Origin of the sequence: Alloprevotella sp. Lung230, from assembly GCF_014385435.1 — a bacterium.
Lineage (GTDB): Bacteria > Bacteroidota > Bacteroidia > Bacteroidales > Bacteroidaceae > Alloprevotella.
Genome location: NZ_JACSUD010000022.1, coordinates 1 through 19,393, shown reverse-complemented (window position 1 = coordinate 19,393; position 19,393 = coordinate 1). Strand labels below are relative to the sequence as shown.

Annotated in this window: 14 protein-coding genes and 1 tRNA gene; 12 read left to right on the top strand and 3 right to left on the bottom strand. The window is 51.9% G+C overall.

Annotated elements, in window-relative coordinates:
* Nucleotides 1–217: 217 nt before the first annotated feature.
* From H8527_RS09440 to H8527_RS09405, 8 genes are all read left to right on the top strand, one after another.
* Nucleotides 218–1,477, top strand: a complete 1,260-nt coding sequence (locus H8527_RS09440; RefSeq protein WP_187547687.1) for a hypothetical protein — start codon at nt 218–220, stop codon at nt 1,475–1,477.
* Nucleotides 1,474–2,226 carry a glycosyltransferase family 2 protein gene (locus tag H8527_RS09435; protein WP_187547681.1) on the top strand — a complete coding sequence of 251 codons (753 nt, stop codon included), beginning with the start codon at nt 1,474–1,476 and terminating at the stop codon, nt 2,224–2,226. The genes H8527_RS09440 and H8527_RS09435 overlap by 4 nt, the downstream gene beginning before the upstream one ends.
* Nucleotides 2,227–2,235: 9 nt before the next feature.
* The gene (locus tag H8527_RS09430) at nt 2,236–3,477 is read left to right on the top strand and encodes a glycosyltransferase (protein WP_187547679.1); all 1,242 of its coding nucleotides are present in this window, start codon (nt 2,236–2,238) and stop codon (nt 3,475–3,477) included.
* A 115-nt stretch (nt 3,478–3,592) separates the two neighbouring features.
* A complete protein-coding gene (locus tag H8527_RS09425; RefSeq protein WP_187547678.1) occupies nt 3,593–4,717 on the top strand; it encodes a nucleotidyltransferase family protein in 1,125 nt (374 codons plus the stop codon).
* Between the two features lie 2 nt (nt 4,718–4,719).
* The gene (locus tag H8527_RS09420) at nt 4,720–5,835 is read left to right on the top strand and encodes a glycosyltransferase (protein ID WP_187547676.1); all 1,116 of its coding nucleotides are present in this window, start codon (nt 4,720–4,722) and stop codon (nt 5,833–5,835) included.
* 456 nt (nt 5,836–6,291) lie between these two features.
* A complete protein-coding gene (locus H8527_RS09415; RefSeq protein ID WP_187547674.1) occupies nt 6,292–7,014 on the top strand; it encodes an NAD-dependent deacylase in 723 nt (240 codons plus the stop codon).
* 24 nt (nt 7,015–7,038) lie between these two features.
* A complete protein-coding gene (locus tag H8527_RS09410) occupies nt 7,039–7,872 on the top strand; it encodes a ThiF family adenylyltransferase (RefSeq protein ID WP_187547673.1) in 834 nt (277 codons plus the stop codon).
* A 55-nt stretch (nt 7,873–7,927) separates the two neighbouring features.
* Nucleotides 7,928–9,223, top strand: a complete 1,296-nt coding sequence (locus tag H8527_RS09405; protein WP_187547671.1) for a sialidase family protein — start codon at nt 7,928–7,930, stop codon at nt 9,221–9,223.
* A 126-nt stretch (nt 9,224–9,349) separates the two neighbouring features.
* Here the strand turns inward: H8527_RS09405 and H8527_RS09400 are convergent, their stop codons facing one another.
* From H8527_RS09400 to H8527_RS09390, 3 genes are all read right to left on the bottom strand, one after another.
* Entirely contained in the window at nt 9,350–10,474 is a 1,125-nt protein-coding gene (locus tag H8527_RS09400; RefSeq protein ID WP_187547670.1) for a DNA/RNA non-specific endonuclease, read from the bottom strand.
* A 24-nt stretch (nt 10,475–10,498) separates the two neighbouring features.
* Nucleotides 10,499–12,331 (bottom strand): hypothetical protein, encoded by a 1,833-nt coding sequence (locus tag H8527_RS09395; RefSeq protein ID WP_187547668.1) that lies wholly within the window; start codon nt 12,329–12,331, stop codon nt 10,499–10,501.
* A 481-nt stretch (nt 12,332–12,812) separates the two neighbouring features.
* Nucleotides 12,813–12,887 (bottom strand) — tRNA-Pro (locus tag H8527_RS09390).
* Nucleotides 12,888–13,116: 229 nt separating this feature from the next.
* Here H8527_RS09390 and H8527_RS09385 point away from each other — a divergent pair.
* The 4 genes from H8527_RS09385 to prmC all read left to right on the top strand — a co-directional run bounded on the left by H8527_RS09385 (nt 13,117) and on the right by prmC (nt 19,066).
* On the top strand, nt 13,117–14,190 hold the full coding sequence (locus tag H8527_RS09385; RefSeq protein ID WP_187547667.1) for a phosphatase PAP2 family protein: 1,074 nt from the start codon (nt 13,117–13,119) through the stop codon (nt 14,188–14,190).
* 131 nt (nt 14,191–14,321) lie between these two features.
* Nucleotides 14,322–16,172 (top strand): ABC transporter ATP-binding protein, encoded by a 1,851-nt coding sequence (locus H8527_RS09380; RefSeq protein ID WP_187547665.1) that lies wholly within the window; start codon nt 14,322–14,324, stop codon nt 16,170–16,172.
* Between the two features lie 85 nt (nt 16,173–16,257).
* Nucleotides 16,258–18,108, top strand: coding sequence for an alkaline phosphatase family protein (locus tag H8527_RS10065; protein WP_187547663.1), 1,851 nt, complete (start codon nt 16,258–16,260; stop codon nt 18,106–18,108).
* Nucleotides 18,109–18,208: 100 nt separating this feature from the next.
* The gene (gene prmC / locus H8527_RS09370; RefSeq protein WP_187547662.1) at nt 18,209–19,066 is read left to right on the top strand and encodes a peptide chain release factor N(5)-glutamine methyltransferase; all 858 of its coding nucleotides are present in this window, start codon (nt 18,209–18,211) and stop codon (nt 19,064–19,066) included.
* Nucleotides 19,067–19,393 lie beyond the last annotated feature (327 nt).

Genomic DNA, 19,393 nt, shown 5'->3' with positions numbered 1-19,393 from the left:
AAATTAAACGTTGCTATCTTACTTATAGAATGTTCTCTACTGACACGATGTCTCCCTTTTCCGCCATCTCGCGTTTATTCATCAGTCGTGTAGCTCAAGACACTCCTTCTTTACAAGGACGACCTGACGAAAAAATGAGGCAAACCTACCATCAATTAATTTTGAACACCTACTTATTATAGTAAAGTTTCAGCTCTTTTCCATAAATACTCTACTGATGACAGCAATTGCCTATTATAGACTTGGACTACTCTTAGCTTTCAGTGTATTCTTAACCAATCGTATTGAGTTGATGATGGTGCTTCTGTTTGCTTTCCTTGTAATGGTACGCAAGAAAAGTGTCACCTTCCCTCTTAAAATAACTATCAGCATGCTTGCTGTTTATGCTATTTCGTTGTCCGCATCTTATTCGGTAGGTTATGATCAAGAGAAGTCGCTGCAACAAATCATACTCATTACCCTCTTTATCTTTTGCTATTACCAAATATTTAATCCACAAATAGAACTAAGAAGAAGTCTATCTACTCTATTTCGGGCTTATTTGTCTGTTTCCTTTGTTATGGCGGTGATAGCAGTTCTGCAAATTGGAATCTATTATGTCTTCCGTATTAATATTATGGATTATCTAGACATCAATGCACTATTTGTAGATACTCAAGCAACTGTCAATATCACAGACTACTTAATTCGTGCTCGTGCTTTTGCTCTTGAAGCCGGTCACTTAGGTACATTATTGCTACCGGCCCTTCTTTACACTTTTTTCTTTGGTGACCCAATGGGCATGTTCAACCTGCACAAGAAAATCATTTTGCTTATGGGGAGTATGCTCACTTTTTCGCCATTAGTTTACATTGCTCTTACGATAACTGGGGTCAATTTTTTAAGTCGCAGATTTCGCCATTTTCGTGTTCCGATGTTGACTATTGGTATAGGACTTTTGGCTTATATTTTTATCACGGCCAATGAAAAGACGACTTTTGCAGGAGAAAGTAGTGGCATTGAAGGTATTCAGATGCGCCTTATAGACACTTATAAGATGTTTGAAACGTTTTCAGATCCTCGGACCATCCTAGAAAAGAATACTTCGACAGCCGTTTTGCAATCACAGCTCTACTCTGCTTGGAATGCTCCGTCGCGCTGGATAGGTACAGGAATTGGCACTAATAGTCAATCATTTCAAAATGCCTTTCACAGTTTCTTTTCCCGATCAGACAACTATTCTTTTCTTGATCTTAATGCAGATGATGCCTATTCCCTAGGAATCCGTATCTTCTCTGAGATGGGTATTATCGGCTTATTTCTCTATCTATGGTTTGTCATACGTCACTTCAACGGTCATAACTATCTTAACATTTGTGCTCTGTCCATTCTTGTAGCATACTTTTTTCGTGGAGGAAGCTATTTTTCTAATGGAGTCATCTTCTTCCACTTTCTCTACTATTACTCCTCAAAATTCAACCTTAGCTCCTCCCAATGAAACAAATATCCATCATTATCGCCACCTTTAATGCGGCTAAAACACTTGAACGTTGTTTGCAAAGTATTATCTCCCAGAAACAACAGGAAGTTGAACTACTTGTGATTGATGGCCAATCTAACGATGAGACCCTTACCATTCTTGAACAATATCGTGAGCACATTGATGTCATAATCTCTGAGCCCGATAGAGGACTCTATGATGCCTGGAACAAGGGGATTCGTAAATCACAAGGGGCATGGATGTGGTTCATCGGAGCAGATGACTATATTTTGCCACAAGCAGTCTCGACTTATCTGAATTTTATCCACGAACATTCGGAAGAACTCTCAGGATTGGATCTTATCACCGCCGAAGAAGAACTCGTAGACTTAACCGGCCGGAAGATTAAGACCATCGGTAAGCCTTTTCACTGGGAGGAATATCGTAAACTGATGCTCATTGCTCACGGTGCAACCCTACATCATCGTAGTCTCTACGCAGAGTTTGGAGACTATGATCTCAATTTTCCAATTTGTGCAGACTATGAGTTCCTATTCCGTAAAGGAGCAAGCATTCGTTCACTCCATATCCCTCAAACTATGCTTTCTTTTGCAATCGGTGGAGCAAGTTATAGTTGGAATTCCTATATCGAAAGTTTTCGTATTAAACAAAAGTATCAAGCGGTGTCATGGCTGACTAATGTGTACTTATTTACTAGGCAGGTTTTAGCCAAGATACTCAAAGACTTAAGATACACCACCCATTAGAAATCAACTATGCAAGTCATTGTCATCAACGATTGTGCTCATGTGAATGGAGGGGCAGCTCAAGTTGCTATTAGTACAGCACTTGGACTTAAGGAGCAGGGGGTAGATGTCTTTTTCTTCACAGGAGGAAGTGAAGTTGACCAGCGCTTGTATGATGCTCATATTCCGGTACATCTTTGTCATGAGTTTGATTTACTTTCAAATCCCAGCAGAGTTCAAGCCTTCTGTGATGGAATCTGGAATTTTCGTGTGGCCAAACAGCTTCGGTCCTATCTTCAAGACTTTTCCTCTGACGATACAATCATTCATTTGCATTCTTGGAGCAAAGTGCTCTCGGCATCAATTTTTCCCATAATCACCAAAGGAAAATATCGTACCTTTATTACTCTGCATGATTTCTTTTATATTTGCCCTAATGGAGGGTTTTATAATTATCCTCATGCTCACATATGCAAACTCTCCCCGATGTCTCTGCAGTGTTGGTGCAGTAATTGTGATGCTCGAAGTTTTACACACAAATTTTGGCGACAATTGCGGCAATTAGTATTAGATCGTGTACTGAAAGATAGAAGCCACTTGTATAGTTTTATTGCTATCTCACAACTTACCTATAAGATAGCACGAAAGCACTTGGGGAAAGAAGCCCATATTATTAAAGTTGGTAATCCTGTATTCTTTACAAAGATACCAACACTTTCAGAAGAAGGAAGATATTACACCTTTATCGGCCGTCTATCGAAGGAGAAAGGGGTTGATTTATTTTGCCAAGCCATAACGCAAACTGGAGTAAAAGGATGCGTGATTGGAGATGGGGAACTCTATAACTCGTTAAAGGAAAAATATCCAGAGATTCTATTTCCAGGATGGTTGCAAGAGAATGACAAAGAGCAATATATCCAACAAACAAAAGTTCTTGTTCATCCTGCTTTATGGTATGAAACATTTGGACTCATTGTAGCAGAAGTCAAATCTGCGGGCATTCCCAGCATCGTTCCAAAAGAGAGTGCTGCTTATGAACTCATAGAAGAAGGAGTAACGGGAATATCTTATTCTATAGGTGATCTCGCATCATTATGTTCAGCTATTCATCATGTAGAAGATGGTACGTTTCATTATAATCGCGGCGCTGTTATAGCCTCTTGTCAAAACATCAATACTCAAGACACTTATGCACAGCAATTAATTGAAGTTTATAAGCAGAGATTTCTTAACAGGGCTGACAAAAGCGGAAAACTACAGCCTGAAAGTTAGAGATAAGTGTATGCTTCATAAGAAAAGGAACTTTACTATTGAGATAAGGAGTGTGGCGTTAATAAAAGGATAAAAACGATAAGCAAGAAGTTTATTGATAACAAAAAAACAGAAAATGTCTCGACATTCTTTTTTTCTTCTTCTACGCTTCGCTCTTTGGAAGAACTTGTTCAAATTTCCGGTGATGAATGAGGAGGAATGGCAAGAGATTCTCAAGATAAGCAAAGAACAAACCGTAATTGGGAACTTAGCAGATGCCATCACTACTCTGCCCATAGAGTCACGACCACCTGCAAAGGTGATGCAACAACTCGTTCCTCTCGTGCTGCATATCGAGCAGCAACATTACAGAATGGAACAAACCCTCGTAGACCTGTTCAAAGCGCTCAATCAGATAAATGTACGCCCCATCTTGATGAAAGGACAAAGCGTTGGCCGACGCTATCCTCATCCTGAACATCGTATCTGTGGCGACATCGACTTGCTCTTTAAGTCGGACGAAGACTTGAAGCGTGCCAACGAATGGGCACGCCAACATGCAGAATGGACCGACGACTTCTACGAGAAACACCTTGCCTTTCGGTGGAAGGGTGTTGTGGTGGAACACCATGCACATCTCTCATCTTTGGCTTCAAGACGATATGACCATTGCTGGAAAGAAATCGTAGCTGCAGAATTGGGCACAGAGACACTGCCTGAAATCCATTTTGGAGAAGTCACCGCATACGAACTACCCTCTACCCTCTACGCATTCTTTTTGCTGCTCCACAAATGCGAGCACGTGATGGAAGATGGGTTAGGATTGAGGCAAGTCTGTGATTGGGCCATCTTTCTGCAGTCTGAGTCCTCTCGCATTGATCGAGAGAAGTTTCAAAAGTGGTTGGATTTACTAGAACTTCGCCCTTTGGCCAACGCATTTGGTCAAATTGTAGTCGATGACATCGGTATGTCAGAGGAATGCCTTCCTTTTCCGCTTGTGCGTAACCAGAAACACTATCAGCTTTTACTCAGAGATATTTTTAAGGGAGGAAATTTTGGAAAAAAGCGCTATCCCTACAAGGGAAGAGTGGGAAAACTATATGATATGTGGCGAACCCTTTGGGTGAAACTACCACGCTATGCTCATCTTTATCAGCTCTGGCCACGAGAATCTTGTGCTCGCTATAGTAGTATGTTCCGGCGTGGCATCAAACGAATTATCTCAATTCTCCTTTCTAAATGCTCAAATAGCCACAAATAAGTATGAAAATTTTGCACATATCAAAGTACTACTACCCTTATATTGGTGGGGTTGAAAATATCTGTAAGTATTTAGTTGAAGGAACAGAAAAACATGAAACTGCTGTCGTGTGCTTTAACGAATCATGCAAAGACACCATAGACATCGTAAATGGGCATACCATTTATCGAGTAGGAACATGGGTAAACATAGCACGACAGGCTTTGTCATTTTCATATTTCAGTGTCTTGAGAAAGGCTATCAAAGAATTCCAACCTGATGTGATACAGTTTCACTGGGCAAACCCATTCCCCGCTTGGGTATTGCTTTGTGTCATACCAAAGAATGTAAAGTTAATCATTCATTGGCATATGGATATCATCAAACAGAAGAGGATCTATCCTTTTATCAAACCCATAGAAAAGGCTTTGTTAAAGCGAGCAGATATAATATGCGTGACAAGTCCTCAGTATCGAGATGGTTCTCTTCCTTTACAACCTTTCAAAGAAAAAGTGCGAATTGTTCAGAATGCAATCAACGAGAAGAACTATATCTTGGAAGAAGGCGATAGAGAAAAGATTGAGGCAGTGAAAGCAAAATATAACAACAAGCCTATTGTTTTCTTTATTGGTCGCCATATCCAATATAAAGGACTGCCACATTTAATTGAAGCTGAGAGATTTGTTCAGTCTGATTGCGAATTTGTTATCGCTGGCGATGGTCCATTAACAGAGGAGTTGAAAGCGAATTGTAAATCGCCAAGAGTGCATTTTGTCGGTAGGCTGTCAGATGAAGAGCTGAAATTTTATCACTATGCCGCATCCATATTTGCATTCCCGTCCATTACCAAAAATGAAGCCTTTGGAGTTGCTCTGGCAGAAGCGATGTTCTGTAATACTCCCGCTGTTACTTTTACTATATCAGGCAGTGGGGTGAATTGGGTTTCATTGAATGGAGAAACAGGATTAGAAGTGAAAAATGGAGATGATAAGACTTATGCAAAAGCAATAAATACCTTACTTCAAAATGAGGACATGCGCATCCAATATGCGAAGAATGCTAGAAAGAGAGTGGAAAAACTTTTCACCTTACAGAAGATGATAGAAAAAATGGAGGATTGTTATGACGAAATCAAATAGCATTCATCATCAAGTGACTACATATTTCAGCCGTCCATACACGGCTATTCTGAAAGTACACATACTGACATCTACGAGTACAAACACTACGAAAGAGATTTGTAGGATTTCCCCCATTTAGTCCACATCCATCACTTTTTAGCACCTCGACAAGCAGAGACTTTCCGCCCAGTTTTCCACACATCAGGGTGGGGCACATTTACCTCAGAGCTAATTTTTTCTACCTCAGAGCTGGAAAAAACTACCTCTGAGGTAAATTTTTCCTGCTCCTATATTAATTCTTCCAGCTGCCATTTGCGGTGAAGATAGCAAGATTGCCGCTGTGTGTGCAGCGACACCAAAGAAGAAAATGTGCATATCCTCCCTAAAAAGAAGCCCATATAATCAGCGGAACATAGCCTACGGTTGGAAAAAAATGCGTAGTTTTGTAGTCGAAACGCACGAACAAGTTTGCCTATGAAACCGAAACTTGCCCTTCTCACCGGCGCCGGAATGAGCGCCGAGAGCGGATTTTCCACCTTCCGCGACAAAGGCGGACTCTGGGAAACGCATCCTGTGGAGCAGGTGGCCACGCCCGAAGGGTGGAGGGCCGATCCCGAACTCGTGAACAACTTCTACAACGGGCTGCGCCGACAACTCGTGGACGCTGCTCCCAACGCGGGACACCGCCTGCTGGCCGAGATGGAGCGCGACTACGAAATGACCATCATCACGCAAAACGTCGATGACCTCCACGAACGTGCCGGCTCGACCCACGTGATTCACCTGCACGGCGAACTGATGAAAGCGTGCTCCTCGACCGACCCTGCCGACCCGCGCCACATCGTCACCCTCCCGCTCGACCACCTCGACATCCGCCCCGGAGAGCGCGCCGGCGATGGGAGTTTGCTGCGGCCCTTCATCGTGTGGTTTGGCGAACCCGTGCCCCTCATCGGCACTGCCGCCGAAGTGGTGAGTGCGGCCGACGCCCTCATCGTCATCGGCACCTCGCTCGCGGTCTATCCCGCTGCGGGGCTCATCCATGCCGCGCGGCCCGATGTCCCCATTTTCCTCATCGACCCCAACGAGGTGGGGACGCCTCGCGATCGGCACGTCCACGTCATCCGCGATGTCGCCTCGCGCGGCGTGGCCACGCTCATTGAAGCGTTGCGCCAACAGCCCTCCCTGCACTCTTCCTAATCCTCCTCCAAAAACTTTCTGCCCATGACTTCCCTTTCTGCCACCGAACAAAAAGTGCTCCACCGCACGCGCCTCCTCGTGGGCGATGAAGTGATGGAGTGCATCCACCACACGCGCGTCATCCTCTTCGGTGTGGGCGGCGTGGGGAGCTGGTGTGCCGAAAGTCTGGTGCGCTCAGGTGTGCAGCGAATCACCCTCGTCGATTCCGACTGTGTGAGCGTGACCAACGTCAATCGGCAACTCCCCGCCACCCTGCCCAACGTGGGGCGCGTGAAAGTCGATGCGTTGCGCGAACGTCTGCTCACCATCAATCCCGACGCCCAAATCACCGCCCTGCAAGACATCTACAATGCCGAAAATGCCGACCGCTTTGCGCTCGACACCTACGACGTCGTCATTGATGCCATCGACTCGCTGGCCGAAAAGGCGCACCTCCTCCTCACGGCTTCGCGCACCGATGCACTGCTCGTGTCGTCGATGGGCGCGGCCTTGAAGATGGACCCTTCGCGCATTGCGGTGGCCGAGTTTTGGAAGGCCAAAGGCTGCCCCTTGGCACGGGCACTTCGGAACAAGTTTAAGCGCGCCAAGACTTTCCCTGCCAAGAAGTTTCGCGTGGTCTACAGCGATGAAGTGCTACCCAACCTCGGTGCCTCCCTCACCGAAATGCCCGAACCGACGCTTTCGACCGAAACCCTGCCTGCCGAGGGACGCACCGACCTGGCCGACCACGACTGGAACGCCAAGAAAGCACAAATCAACGGCACGATGGCGCACATCACCGCCATCTTCGGATTTACGCTCGCCGGCATCGTCCTCAACGACCTCTATGCGCAGGAGCGCCGAAGTGCGCAGTCATAAGCATTTTCCCTCCTTTTTTCTTTGTGTCATTCACCCTCTATCTCTCTTTTCTCCCATGAAAATCGCCTCCTTTCTGCTGGCCGCATCGCTCGCCCTCCCGGCAGGTGCACAATCTCCCGCCCCGGTAGACAGTTTCAACCTGCGCCGCTCGCTGTGCGACATCGCCTTGGAACAACCTCTTTTCAAGACCTATCCGCAACAAACGCCCTATCGCATCCCGGCCATCGCGGCCACGCAGGCGGGCCACCTCCTCGCCCTGACCGACTATCGGCCGTGCGGCGCCGACATCGGCTACGGCCGTGTGGACCTGCGCTATCGCATCTCCTACAACAACGGCACTACGTGGAGTCCCGAACTCGTGCTGGCGCAAGGCGACGGCATCAAGGGCAGCCAGACCTGCGGCTATGGCGACGCTGCCGTGGTGGCCGACTCCCGCAGCGGTGAGGTGATTGTGGTGTGCGTGACAGGCAACACCGTCTATGGCGCAGCCACCACCACACGCGAAAATCCCAATCGAGTGGCCATCCTCCGCAGCACCGACAACGGCCGCACGTGGTCTGATCCCGAGGACATCACCGAAAGCATCTATTCGCTTTTCGACAAGAGCAAACTGGGCTCTGTGCAGTCGCTCTTCTTCGGCAGCGGTCGCATTTGCCAGAGCCGCCTGGTGCGCATCGGGCGCTACCATCGTCTCTATGCCGCCCTCTGCGCCCGTCCCGGTGGCAACCGCGTGGTCTACAGCGACGACTTCGGTCGCTCGTGGCAGCCCTTGGGCAGCATCGACAAGTCGCCGGCGCCGCAGGGCGACGAACCGAAGGTGGAGGAATTGCCCAATGGCGATGTGGTCCTCTCGAGCCGCATGTGGGGCGGGCGCTACTTCAACACCTTCTCCTACATCAGCCAGCGCAAAGCCACGGGAATGTGGGCCGAGCCCATCGCCTCGACGCAAGCGCTAAGGGGCGTGATGGCGCAACAGAATGCCTGCAACGGCGAAATCCTCATGGTCGATGCCATCGACCAAAAGACGGGGAAAAGTGTGCCCGTGGTGCTCCAAAGCGTGCCGCTCGGCCCCGGTCGCACCCACGTGGGCATCTACTACAAACCCCTCTATTCGCCCTACGACTACCAAACGCCGGCTCTCTTTGCGGCCAACTGGCGCGGCCCCTACGAGGTGACTCCGCTGTCGAGCGCTTACAGTACGATGATTTTGCAGCCCGACGGCCGCATCGGTTTCTTCTATGAGGAGGCCACTTATGGCGCGGAAGCGGCCTACACCGAGATGTATCGCCCCATCTGTCTGGGGCAGATCACCAACGGCGAGTTCCGCACCCTCGAGGAGAGCAAGCGATAGTGTCTCAACGTCCGGTGCGCTACTGCGCATGCCGCGGAGAATCTCCCTCAACGCACAACGACACCACCCGGATTGGGTGGTGTCGTTGTGCGTATTAAGTAAGTGTTTTACTGCGAGGGCAAAGGGTCAGTTCTTCCACGTCCAGTCGTCGGTATTGAGGGCGGCCTCCACTTGTTGCTCGGTGGCATCGGGGAGGTTGCAGAAGAAGTCGATACCGGTGCGGCGCTGGAGTTCGGCCACCGAGAGAGTGAGTTCACGGGGCTTGACCTGCGTGGTCGAAATCTTGTTCAGGTCGTGCTGCTCCGTCCAGAAGGCGAGTGCCTTGTAGTGCTTCCCGCCCTGAGCATCGAGTTTCACAGCGAGCAAAGCCATGTAGAAGTAGCGGGGAATGAGGATTTGCTGGCGGTTGGGCTGCGCGGTGTAGCCATAGATGCCTTTGTCGTAGGGGGCAGGGAGGGCGGCGTTGTCCTCGATGGTAGCGGCCTTCACCACATAGAGAGTGTCGCAAAATCCACGGTCGAAAGCCCAATCGCGCACCTGCTCTTCCATCGCTTTCCAAATGCCGCGGTTGTGGGAATTCACTTGGGGCAGGCAGTTGGAGGTATAGAAAGTTTGTTGATTGGCAAGATTAGTCATTCGGCGGTCGTCGGAAGCACAGAGGTGCCCGCGGTCGTAAGCGGGACTTGTGCTCCCTAAACCGGTGTAGTCGGACGTGTGGATGCAATCCTTGCGATCCAAATTGGGGTCGTCCTTCCATCTTTTGTCCTTACGACTCACGCTGGGGTCATTTTGCAAACTGTTGTCGAAGCGGTAGCACACCCAACGCGTGGCTTTCTGGCGCTTGTCGTACTCCAGACTGAGATTGAGGCGGTCGCCTTCAAACTTGTGGATAGAGAGCACGTCGTGGCTGCCTTCGCGCAAATGGGGATATTCCAGTTGCCAAGCATATTGGCGGTGGCCGGTGAGGTTAGTGTTGCGGTTGGTGTTGTTTTGGTCGTTGGGCGGCGTGGGCGGTGTTTCAGCATCGACATATTGTACCGTCGCGTCCAAATAATCGACCGAGGGTGCACCGGGAAGATACACTTTCAGGCCGAGGGTGTCGACCAATACGATACGCTCGTATTCGGCAGCACGATAGGTGTGAACGGGCTGACCCTTCACGAGGATGACCGCGTCTTGTTTCGATTTCGTCTGCCCCCAAGCGCTTAGGCAGCTCAGGGCCAGGAAAAGGAGGGAGATATAAGTTTTCATGCGAAATGGCAAATGGAAAAGAGGTTAGGGAACAACGATTTTACGACCGCCTTGGAGGTAAACGCCGGCGGGGAGAGTGGCGGTGCGCACCACGCGCTGACCGGTGAGGGTGCGCAAGGGAGCAACGGCATCGGCGTGAGGCAAACGCTCCAAAGCCGTGATGCCGCCGTTGAGGAGTTTTTCGCGTAGGTCGGCATCGGCCACGCGGAGATGGGCGGAGAAGGCCGGCAGTTGTGTTTGGTCTTCGGGAGCACACAGATGTTGCTGAGCATCGAACCGGAGGCATTTGTCGGTCATCGTCCAAGGAGCAAAAGCGCCTACGAAGTCTACCCCTGCTTCGGAGAGGGTCTTCGGCGTGGAGATGAGTTTCACGCCATCTACTTGTGCGCCCGAGGTTTCGCCGGCGGCTTTGACCAAGTAGGGTACGCCTGCTTCGATTTTATCGGTGGCGCGGAAGCGCACCTTGTGATTGTCGAGGGTGCAGCCGTCGAAGGCCAGTATGGAAAGTTCCGTCCCAAAGGCTTCTTCCGGATCGTCCATAGCAAAAGGCAGGCACAGAGTGCGCCATTGCTCGGGTTGCAGTGTGAGGTGCAAATCCACATCTACAATTTGGTCGGCGTGGGCAGCAATGTCGGCTGTGGGGTCTTGATCTTCCTTCAACACGAGTTGTGTCATCACCTCCTCCAATGCAAGGGGGAGGAGTTGGGGGGCACCTTTCGCTACGCCCACCACGGCTTGCAGGGTGAAGCGGCGCGTCGTCAAGTCACCTTCGAGGAGAGACTTCCACGCCTCAATCTGCGACGAGAGATAGATGCGCTTTCCGCCCTGCTCGGCATAGTAGCGCGCCTCTTGGCGGCCGAGAGTCACGTCAGTGAGCAAAACTTTCTGAGCCGGGAAGTCGGCGAGATTTTCTATCGTGGCGGGAAGGGCCTTACGCTCTCCAAATTGGTCGATACAAAGCACGGTTTCGCCCGTAGACTTTGCCGTGGGGCGAAGCGTGGGCAATCCGGCTTCGGTGGCGTAGGTGGCTTCGATGCGCCCCATCAGTGCACCACGCATGGTGGGATGCCAACCGGCATCTGTGGGCAGGAAGTTACGGAGCAAGAGGGCGGCGGTGGTGTCGGCCACGTAGCATTCCGTCTTACCCACAAGAGCATTGACGTAAGCGGGATTGTCGCGCCCCATCAGGAGTACGACCGCCGTGCCATCGGGCAAGCCTTTCAGTTGGTCGAGGGTGCGGATTTCCGTCGGCTTCGGTTGGGGTTGTGGAGGCGTGGGTGGAGTCGGAGGATTGATCTGTCCGCCTTCTTCACTCGCTACAACTTTCACATCGTCGAGGAAAAATACATTGTTACTGGCAGCTGCACCTTCAATACAGATTTTAGAAGTGGCTGTTGCGCCTTCGATAGTAAAAGTATAGGTATTGAACTTACCGATTTCCAGCGTTACTTGGGCAGGCGTGAGCGTACCGCCGTCTACGATGGACACCTTGATGTCGCGAGAATATTTCTTATTGTCCCAACTTCCAGCACGGAAGGTGAGTACTGCCTTGCCGGACAAGCCCGTGAGGGCAGGCGTGGTGAGGGAGGCACTTTGCTTGGCTACCCCAACTTTAACACACTGATTTCCGTGATAGAGTTGTCCCTTCAACTGCCAGTTAGGTAATTGTCCTTCGGTAACTTTTGATGATTTCATACTTCCCTTCCATACCCCTTCAGGTGCTTCGGTAGTAGGATTACCGCCTTCGCCCTTGAAGTTGTCGAAGGTTTCGTGAAGTACAACTTTTTGCCCCCAACTACTAAGTGCGAGGGCGAGAAATAGCAAAAAGGCTGAAAATCTCTCGAAATGTAGTTTCATAAGCGTAGTATTTGATAACGCGGCAAAAATACAAATCTTATTTGATATATTCAATAGACATTCTCCTTTTTTCTACGCTGAGCCGACCATTTTTTCAACTCAAACTGACATTTCTGCGCATTTTGACGTCATGATGCCTATTTATCAAGCGATGTGTTCCCTACGTTCTTCTTCAACTCTCTCAAGGTATAAAAAGCGATTTCTCGCAAAATATCGTTTTGAGCATTTGGCCGCGACGACAAATCGCATTATTTTTATAGTATGCTTAACAAATCTCCTTCCTCTTTCACCTCTTCACCGCCATACTCGAATATCTCCTCTACGCCATCATCGTCGCCCTGGCAGGTTATCGCCGCTCCGTGCGCGAAAGGCACGACAGCACCGCCAAACTCGACGCCAAGGCACAGACAGGTACAAACAAGCACAAAAAAAAGCATTGATTACCAAGCGTTACCTTGATAATCAATGCCTTAATTTTGAGTCGGGGTGACTGGGCTCGAACCAGCGACCTCACGCCCCCCAGACGCGTACTCTAAACCAACTGAGCTACACCCCGATTCTTTGGAGGGACTTGGAAGCCGAGGCTTCCTTGTCGTTTGCGAGTGCAAAGGTAGTACAAACTTATGAAACCACCAAACAAAAAACTGAGTTTTTGTCAAAAAGAGGGCAAAAAAGGCGTTTTGAAGTCTTTTCTTTGAAAAAGGAGTAGGTAGAAGGCGGCTATTTATCGAGAAAAGAGTATTTTTGCGAACGATTACAGATAGGATAACAGACAAAATACTTGAATGCTGAAAAGAACGCTTATTTTCTTATATATATTGTGCGGCAGCCTCTTGACGATGTTGCCCCAACAAGCGTGTGCCATCATCTGCGGAGAAGAAGAACACGGAGAAAAAGGAGCAGAAATGGGCCAGCAAGCCACCGATGAGGAAAGGTGGGCTATGCCGGAGGAAGCGGTGAAGTACACGATGAAAACTTACCGGCAACTGTCCGACACCGTGCGCCCCATGTCCGATACAGCTCGCTGCTCCCTCGACACGCTGCACACCACCTCGCACACGCCATCGCTCACAAAATCTCCCTTTGCTCGGTTGCTGACCGAACCCACATTCGACGACAGCCTCAAAATCATCCGCCCCTCGAAAGAGAAAAACTGTTTTTGGCGTCCCTTGCCGCAAGCCCTGAGTTTCGCCGCCGTAGGGTTGGGTGTCTGGGGACTGGGACACGGCACTTGGTTTTTCCGAAAAAAGCGCGAGTTGCGCGAGGAGTTCAAGCGCCTCCGCGGCAATCGCTACTTCCACGCCGACGACTACATCCAGTATGCCCCTGCAGTAACATTTATCTCATTGGGGAAAATGGCTTTCATTCCCCACCGCCACCAACAGAGTGAGCGTTTTCTCATCGGAACAACCGCCTTTGCCGTGATGGGCGTATTGGTAAACAGTCTCAAACACACCATCGACGCACGCCGTCCCGATGGTTCCGCCCACAACTCCTTCCCTTCCGGACACACCGCCACCGCCTTCGTAGGCGCAGAACTCACCCGCCTTGAGTATGGCAACTATTACGGATTGGGGGCTTACCTCATGGCCACGACCGTAGGCGTATTGCGCATGTACAACAACCGCCACTGGCTCAACGATGTGATGGCAGGAGCAGGCATCGGCGTGCTCAGTGCGCACGTGGCCGATTGGCTCTTCCCCATTCAGAAGCGCTACATCAACCGCATTTTCCGCAAAAAGCAACCACCGAAAGCAGCAAACGCGCCCTCCACCGCCGACAGATCTTCGCTTTGGGTGCTCCCCTCCTATTCGGCTGAAAACCGCGCCCCACAACTTTCCCTCCAATTCACGTTCTAACCCCTCATCGGGCACGCACCACCATCTCCTCTCGAAAAGTGTGCGTGCCCGATGAGTTTTTGTGCAAAAAGCAGGGCGTTTCCACTTTTTTGCCGTATTTTTGCACAAATTCCTCCAACTCCATCACCACCGTGAAAGATTTTCTTCTGATGATGCGCCGTTACGTGGCGCCCTACCAGCGCTATTTGGCCTTTTCGCTTTCCTTCAATGTGCTGAGCGCCATGCTCAACATCTTTTCTTTCCTCTCCATCGTCCCGATGCTCAACCTGCTCTTTGGCACCGACCAAACGCACTATTCTTTCATCGCATGGGATGCGGCAGGAAAGCCTATGAAAGACATTCTCATCAACAACCTCTATTTCTACACCGCACAGCTCATTGAGCAATACGGTGCCAGCACCACGCTCCTGATTATCGGTCTGTTTTTGGTGGTCACCACCGGCATGAAGACCGGCTGTTATTTTGCCTCCGTGGCCACGATGGTGCCCATCCGCACGGGCATTGTGCGCGACATCCGCAATGCCGTCTACCGCAAAATCACCCGTCTCCCCCTCTCCTTCTTCAGCGACGAACGCAAGGGCGACATCATCGCTCGCATGAGCGGCGACATCAACGAGATTGAAAACTCCGTGATGGGGAGTCTGGAGATGCTCGTCAAAAATCCCATTCTCCTCCTTTTCTATCTCGGTGTACTGGTCTACACCTCTTGGCAACTCACCCTCTTCACCCTCATCGTGCTCCCGAGCATCGGGTGGGCGATGGGCAAGGTGGGGCGCAAACTCAAGCGTTCCAGTCTGGAGGCTCAGACGAAATGGAGCGAAACGATGTCGCAGCTCGAAGAGACTTTGGGCGGTATGCGCATCATCAAAGCCTTCGGGGCAGAACGAAAGATGCAACGCCGATTTGAGCACACGACCGACGACTTCCGCACCATCTCTGCCCGAGTGGCCACGCGCCAGAGTTCGGCCCATCCGGTGAGCGAATTTCTCGGCACGTGCCTCATCGTGCTCGTGCTGTGGTATGGCGGCACGCTCATCTTCTCCAACAACAGCCCCATCGACGCCCCCACCTTCATCTTCTACATGGTCATGCTCTACAGTATGCTCCAGCCGCTCAAAGACCTCTCCAAAGCCGGCTACGCCATCCCTAAAGGTATGGCCTCGATGGAGCGCGTCAACAAAATCCTCTTTGCCGAAAATCCCATCCACGAAACGACAACGCCCGTACAGCTCCCTGCGCTGCAAGAACAGATTGAGTTTCGCGATGTCGAATTTTCTTACACCAACACCGGTATCGAAACCTCGACACCCGTCATTCGCGGCGTCAGCTTCACCGTACGCCGTGGGCAGACGGTGGCCTTGGTGGGGCAGAGTGGCAGCGGTAAGAGCACCCTCGTCGACCTCCTTCCGCGCTACCACGATGTCACGGCGGGCAGCATCCTCATCGACGGCCACGATGTGCGCACGCTCCGCTTGAGCGACCTCCGCGCCCTCATCGGCAACGTCAATCAAGAGGCCATTCTCTTCAACGACTCGTTTTTCAACAACATCGCTTTCGGGGTCGAAAACGCCACGATGGAGCAGGTGGTCGAAGCGGCAAAAATCGCCAATGCCCACGACTTCATCATCGCCACCGAAGAGGGCTACCACACCACCGTGGGCGACCGCGGCTGTCGGCTTTCGGGTGGACAGCGGCAACGGGTGTCCATCGCGCGTGCCATTCTGAAAAATCCCGACATCCTCATTCTCGACGAGGCCACCTCGGCGCTCGACACCGAGAGCGAACGTTTGGTGCAGGAAGCGCTCGAACGCCTCATGTCCACCCGTACCACGATCGCCATCGCCCACCGTCTCTCCACCATCCGCCACGCCGACGAAATCCTGGTGCTCCACGAAGGACGCATCGTGGAGCGTGGCACCCACGAAGACCTCTTGGCGCTTGACGGCTACTACAAGCGCCTCAACGACATGCAGCAAATGTGATGCCGCATGGCACAACAAGGCTGAAAAAGCCACACTACCGGGCTTCCGGCAGCGACAAACTATAAATACTCCAATCTCCAACATTGTGAAAACCAGACTGATTTTCTTTGCTAAGTTCTACGCCACCCTTGTACTGACCTTTCTCAGCGCCAAACTCCTCTGCTTGGCCTACAATGGCTGGCCCTCACTCTCCGACGTGGGAGAAGTGTTGCTCCATGGGCTGCCGCTCGACCTCAACGTGGCGGCCTACGCCTCCGCCCCCCTCTGGCTGTCCCTCCTGGTGGGACTTGTGGTCCGTGGCAAACGTTGGGCGCGCTTCCTCCGCATCGCCTATCGGGTCTATGCCTATGTGCTCACGGTGATGATTCTCCTCACGGTCATTGTCGACACCATATTATATAGCAAATGGGGGTTCAAACTCGATGCAGTCTGCCTCTCTTACCTCGACAACCCCTCGGGCGTCACCGAAAGTCTGAACATTTGGTTCCTTTTGGGTGCTGTCGTGCTTTTCGGCGTCCTCATTTGGGGCTATTCGCGCCTTCTTTTGCGCCTTTATCCAGCCCCCGAAGACCTCTCTACCCACCGCACCGCCGCCCGCAAATCGCTCATGGGCGGACTGCTCGTTGTGGTGGGTGCTCTCCTCTTCCTCGCCATCCGCGGCGGTGTGGGCAAATCGACCGCCAACGTGGGCATGGTCTACTATTCCACGCGCCAATATCTCAACCACTCCGCCGTCAATCCCCTCTTCTCCTTCTTCTACTCCTTGATGAAGGAAAAGGACTTCAGCAAGCAGGCGCAGTACTTCTCCCCAGAAGAGGCCGACCGCATTTTTGCCTCCCTCCACTACAACACCAAGAGCCGCCTACTGCCGGCCGACTCTCTCCTCACCACCACCCGCCCCAACGTGCTGCTCATCCTGATGGAAAGCTGCGGCGGCCGCGTGGTGGGCTGCACCGAAGGCACACGAGGTGTCACCCCCACGCTCGACAGTCTGTCGCGCGAGGGCGTGTTCTTCAGCCGTTGCTACGCCAACAGTTTCCGCACCGACCGCGGCACCATCTGCACCTTCTCCGGCTATCCCGCCTTCCCCGATGCCAGCGTGATGAAGATGCCGGCCAAGTCGCGCGTGCTGCCCTCCATCGCCGCCTCGCTCAAGCGTGTGGGCTACGACACGGAATTTCTCTACGGAGGTGATAAGAACTTCACCAACATGAACTCCTACTTCCTCGCCACCGGCTACGACCGTGTTTTGGGCGATGCCGACTTCCCCGAGTCGATGCGCCACACCCACGTTTGGGGCGTGACCGATCACCTCATGTTCGGCCAACTCTCACAGCGCATCGCTGCCATGCCGCAGGGACGTCCGTGGTTCAAGACCCTCCTCACCCTCTCCAGCCACGAACCTTGGGAAGTGCCTCACCACGCGCTGGAAGACCCCATCCTCAACGCCTTCCACTACCTCGACCATTCGATAGCCGGCTTCTTGAAAGCATTCCGTCGCTCGCCGCAGTGGAAGAACACCCTCATCATCATCCTTCCCGACCATGGCGTGTCGTGGCCGTCCGACATCAACGAGTTCGACACGCGCAAGTACCACATCCCCATGATTTGGGTGGGCGGTGCCGTCAAAGCGCCTCGCCGTGTCGATGTGCTGTGCAACCAAACCGACCTTGCCGCCACCCTCCTCGGACAGCTCGGACTGCCTCACAGCGAGTTCCGCTTCTCACGCGATGTCCTCTCGCAAACCTACGTCTATCCCTGCGCACAACATTCGTGGCCGGAAGGCTTCACCTTCATCGACTCCACCGGCACGACCATCTACACCCTCGCCACCCGCGAGGCGTCGCGCACCACCCCCGACCCCACCGGAGTACGGCTCAACAAGGCCAAGGCCTTCATGCAGAAAGCCTATCGCGACCTCGAGGATTTGCGATAGTCGAGTAGATGTTCACCATGGGTGTCGGGACGCTCCCGACTGCTCATGGCGAACATCTACTTTTTTCCCCTCCACCATTGTTCAACCTGATCTACTCACCATGACCACACTCCCTCACCGCCAACAGTTGCTCAACATCCTCATTGCCCACTATGACAAGGGCGAAGCACAGGCCATCGCGCGCCTCTATCTCGAACGCCGCTTCGATCTCTCCCACACCGATGCCCTCTTGGGCAAGCACTTCCTGCTCACTCCGCTCCACGAACAGCAGTGGGCCACCGACCTCGAAGCCTTCCGCCGCGGCGTGCCGGTGCAATATGTCCTGGGTAGTGCCGAATTTGACGGGCACGCCTTTGCCGTCACCCCCGATGTGCTCATCCCCCGTCCCGAAACGGAGGGATTGGTGCAGTGGGCCGCGGAACTGGCTTCCGACCAACCGGCCCACCTCCTCGATGCCGGCACCGGCAGCGGCTGCATCGCTGTGAGCCTCGCCCTCCGTCTGCCCTCGGCCACGCTCACTGCTTGGGACATTTCCGAAGCCGCCCTTGCCGTGGCGCGCTGCAACGCCAAGGCGCTGGGTTCCGACGTCGCTTTCCTCCACCGCAACATCATGACCGAAGCGCAGTGCCCCACCGATGCCCCTGCCTCCTTCCACTTCATTGTGAGCAATCCGCCCTACATCCGCCGGAGCGAAGCCGTCACCATGGAGCGTCACGTCCTGCACCACGAGCCCCATTCGGCGCTCTTCGTCCCCGACTACGACCCCTTGCAGTTCTACCGTGCTCTCGCCCTCCTCTCTCGCCACCTCCTGCATCCCGGCGGTGCCCTCCTCGTCGAGACCCACCGCGACCACGCCCGGCAGGTGGCCCAACTCTTCGACCTCATGGGCTACACCCACATCGAGGAGCGCCCCGACTGCTTCGGACAGCCCCGCTTTGTCAAGGCAGTGCACCCTTGACGGCCTGACCTTGGATAATGACTTGTGAGCCTTTCAGGTTCTCGTGCTGGTAATCACACAAGAAGTAGGCAGTAAGGAAAAAGAAGTTGCTTCTCTCCTATTGAAACTTCACCAGATGGGAAGAAATCTATAAACCAAGGTTTGGTTTATATAATTCAAGCCTTGGTTTATGTAATTCAAACTTTGGTTTATATAAACCAAACCTTGGTTTATAGATTATCCTTTACGTAATGAACTTTTTGCGGCTCGCAGTTAAGTATAGGAGGGAGGCGGGAAGATTTCCCTAAGTAGGTCGTAGAGGTCGAGCATCTATCGAAAAAAAAGAAA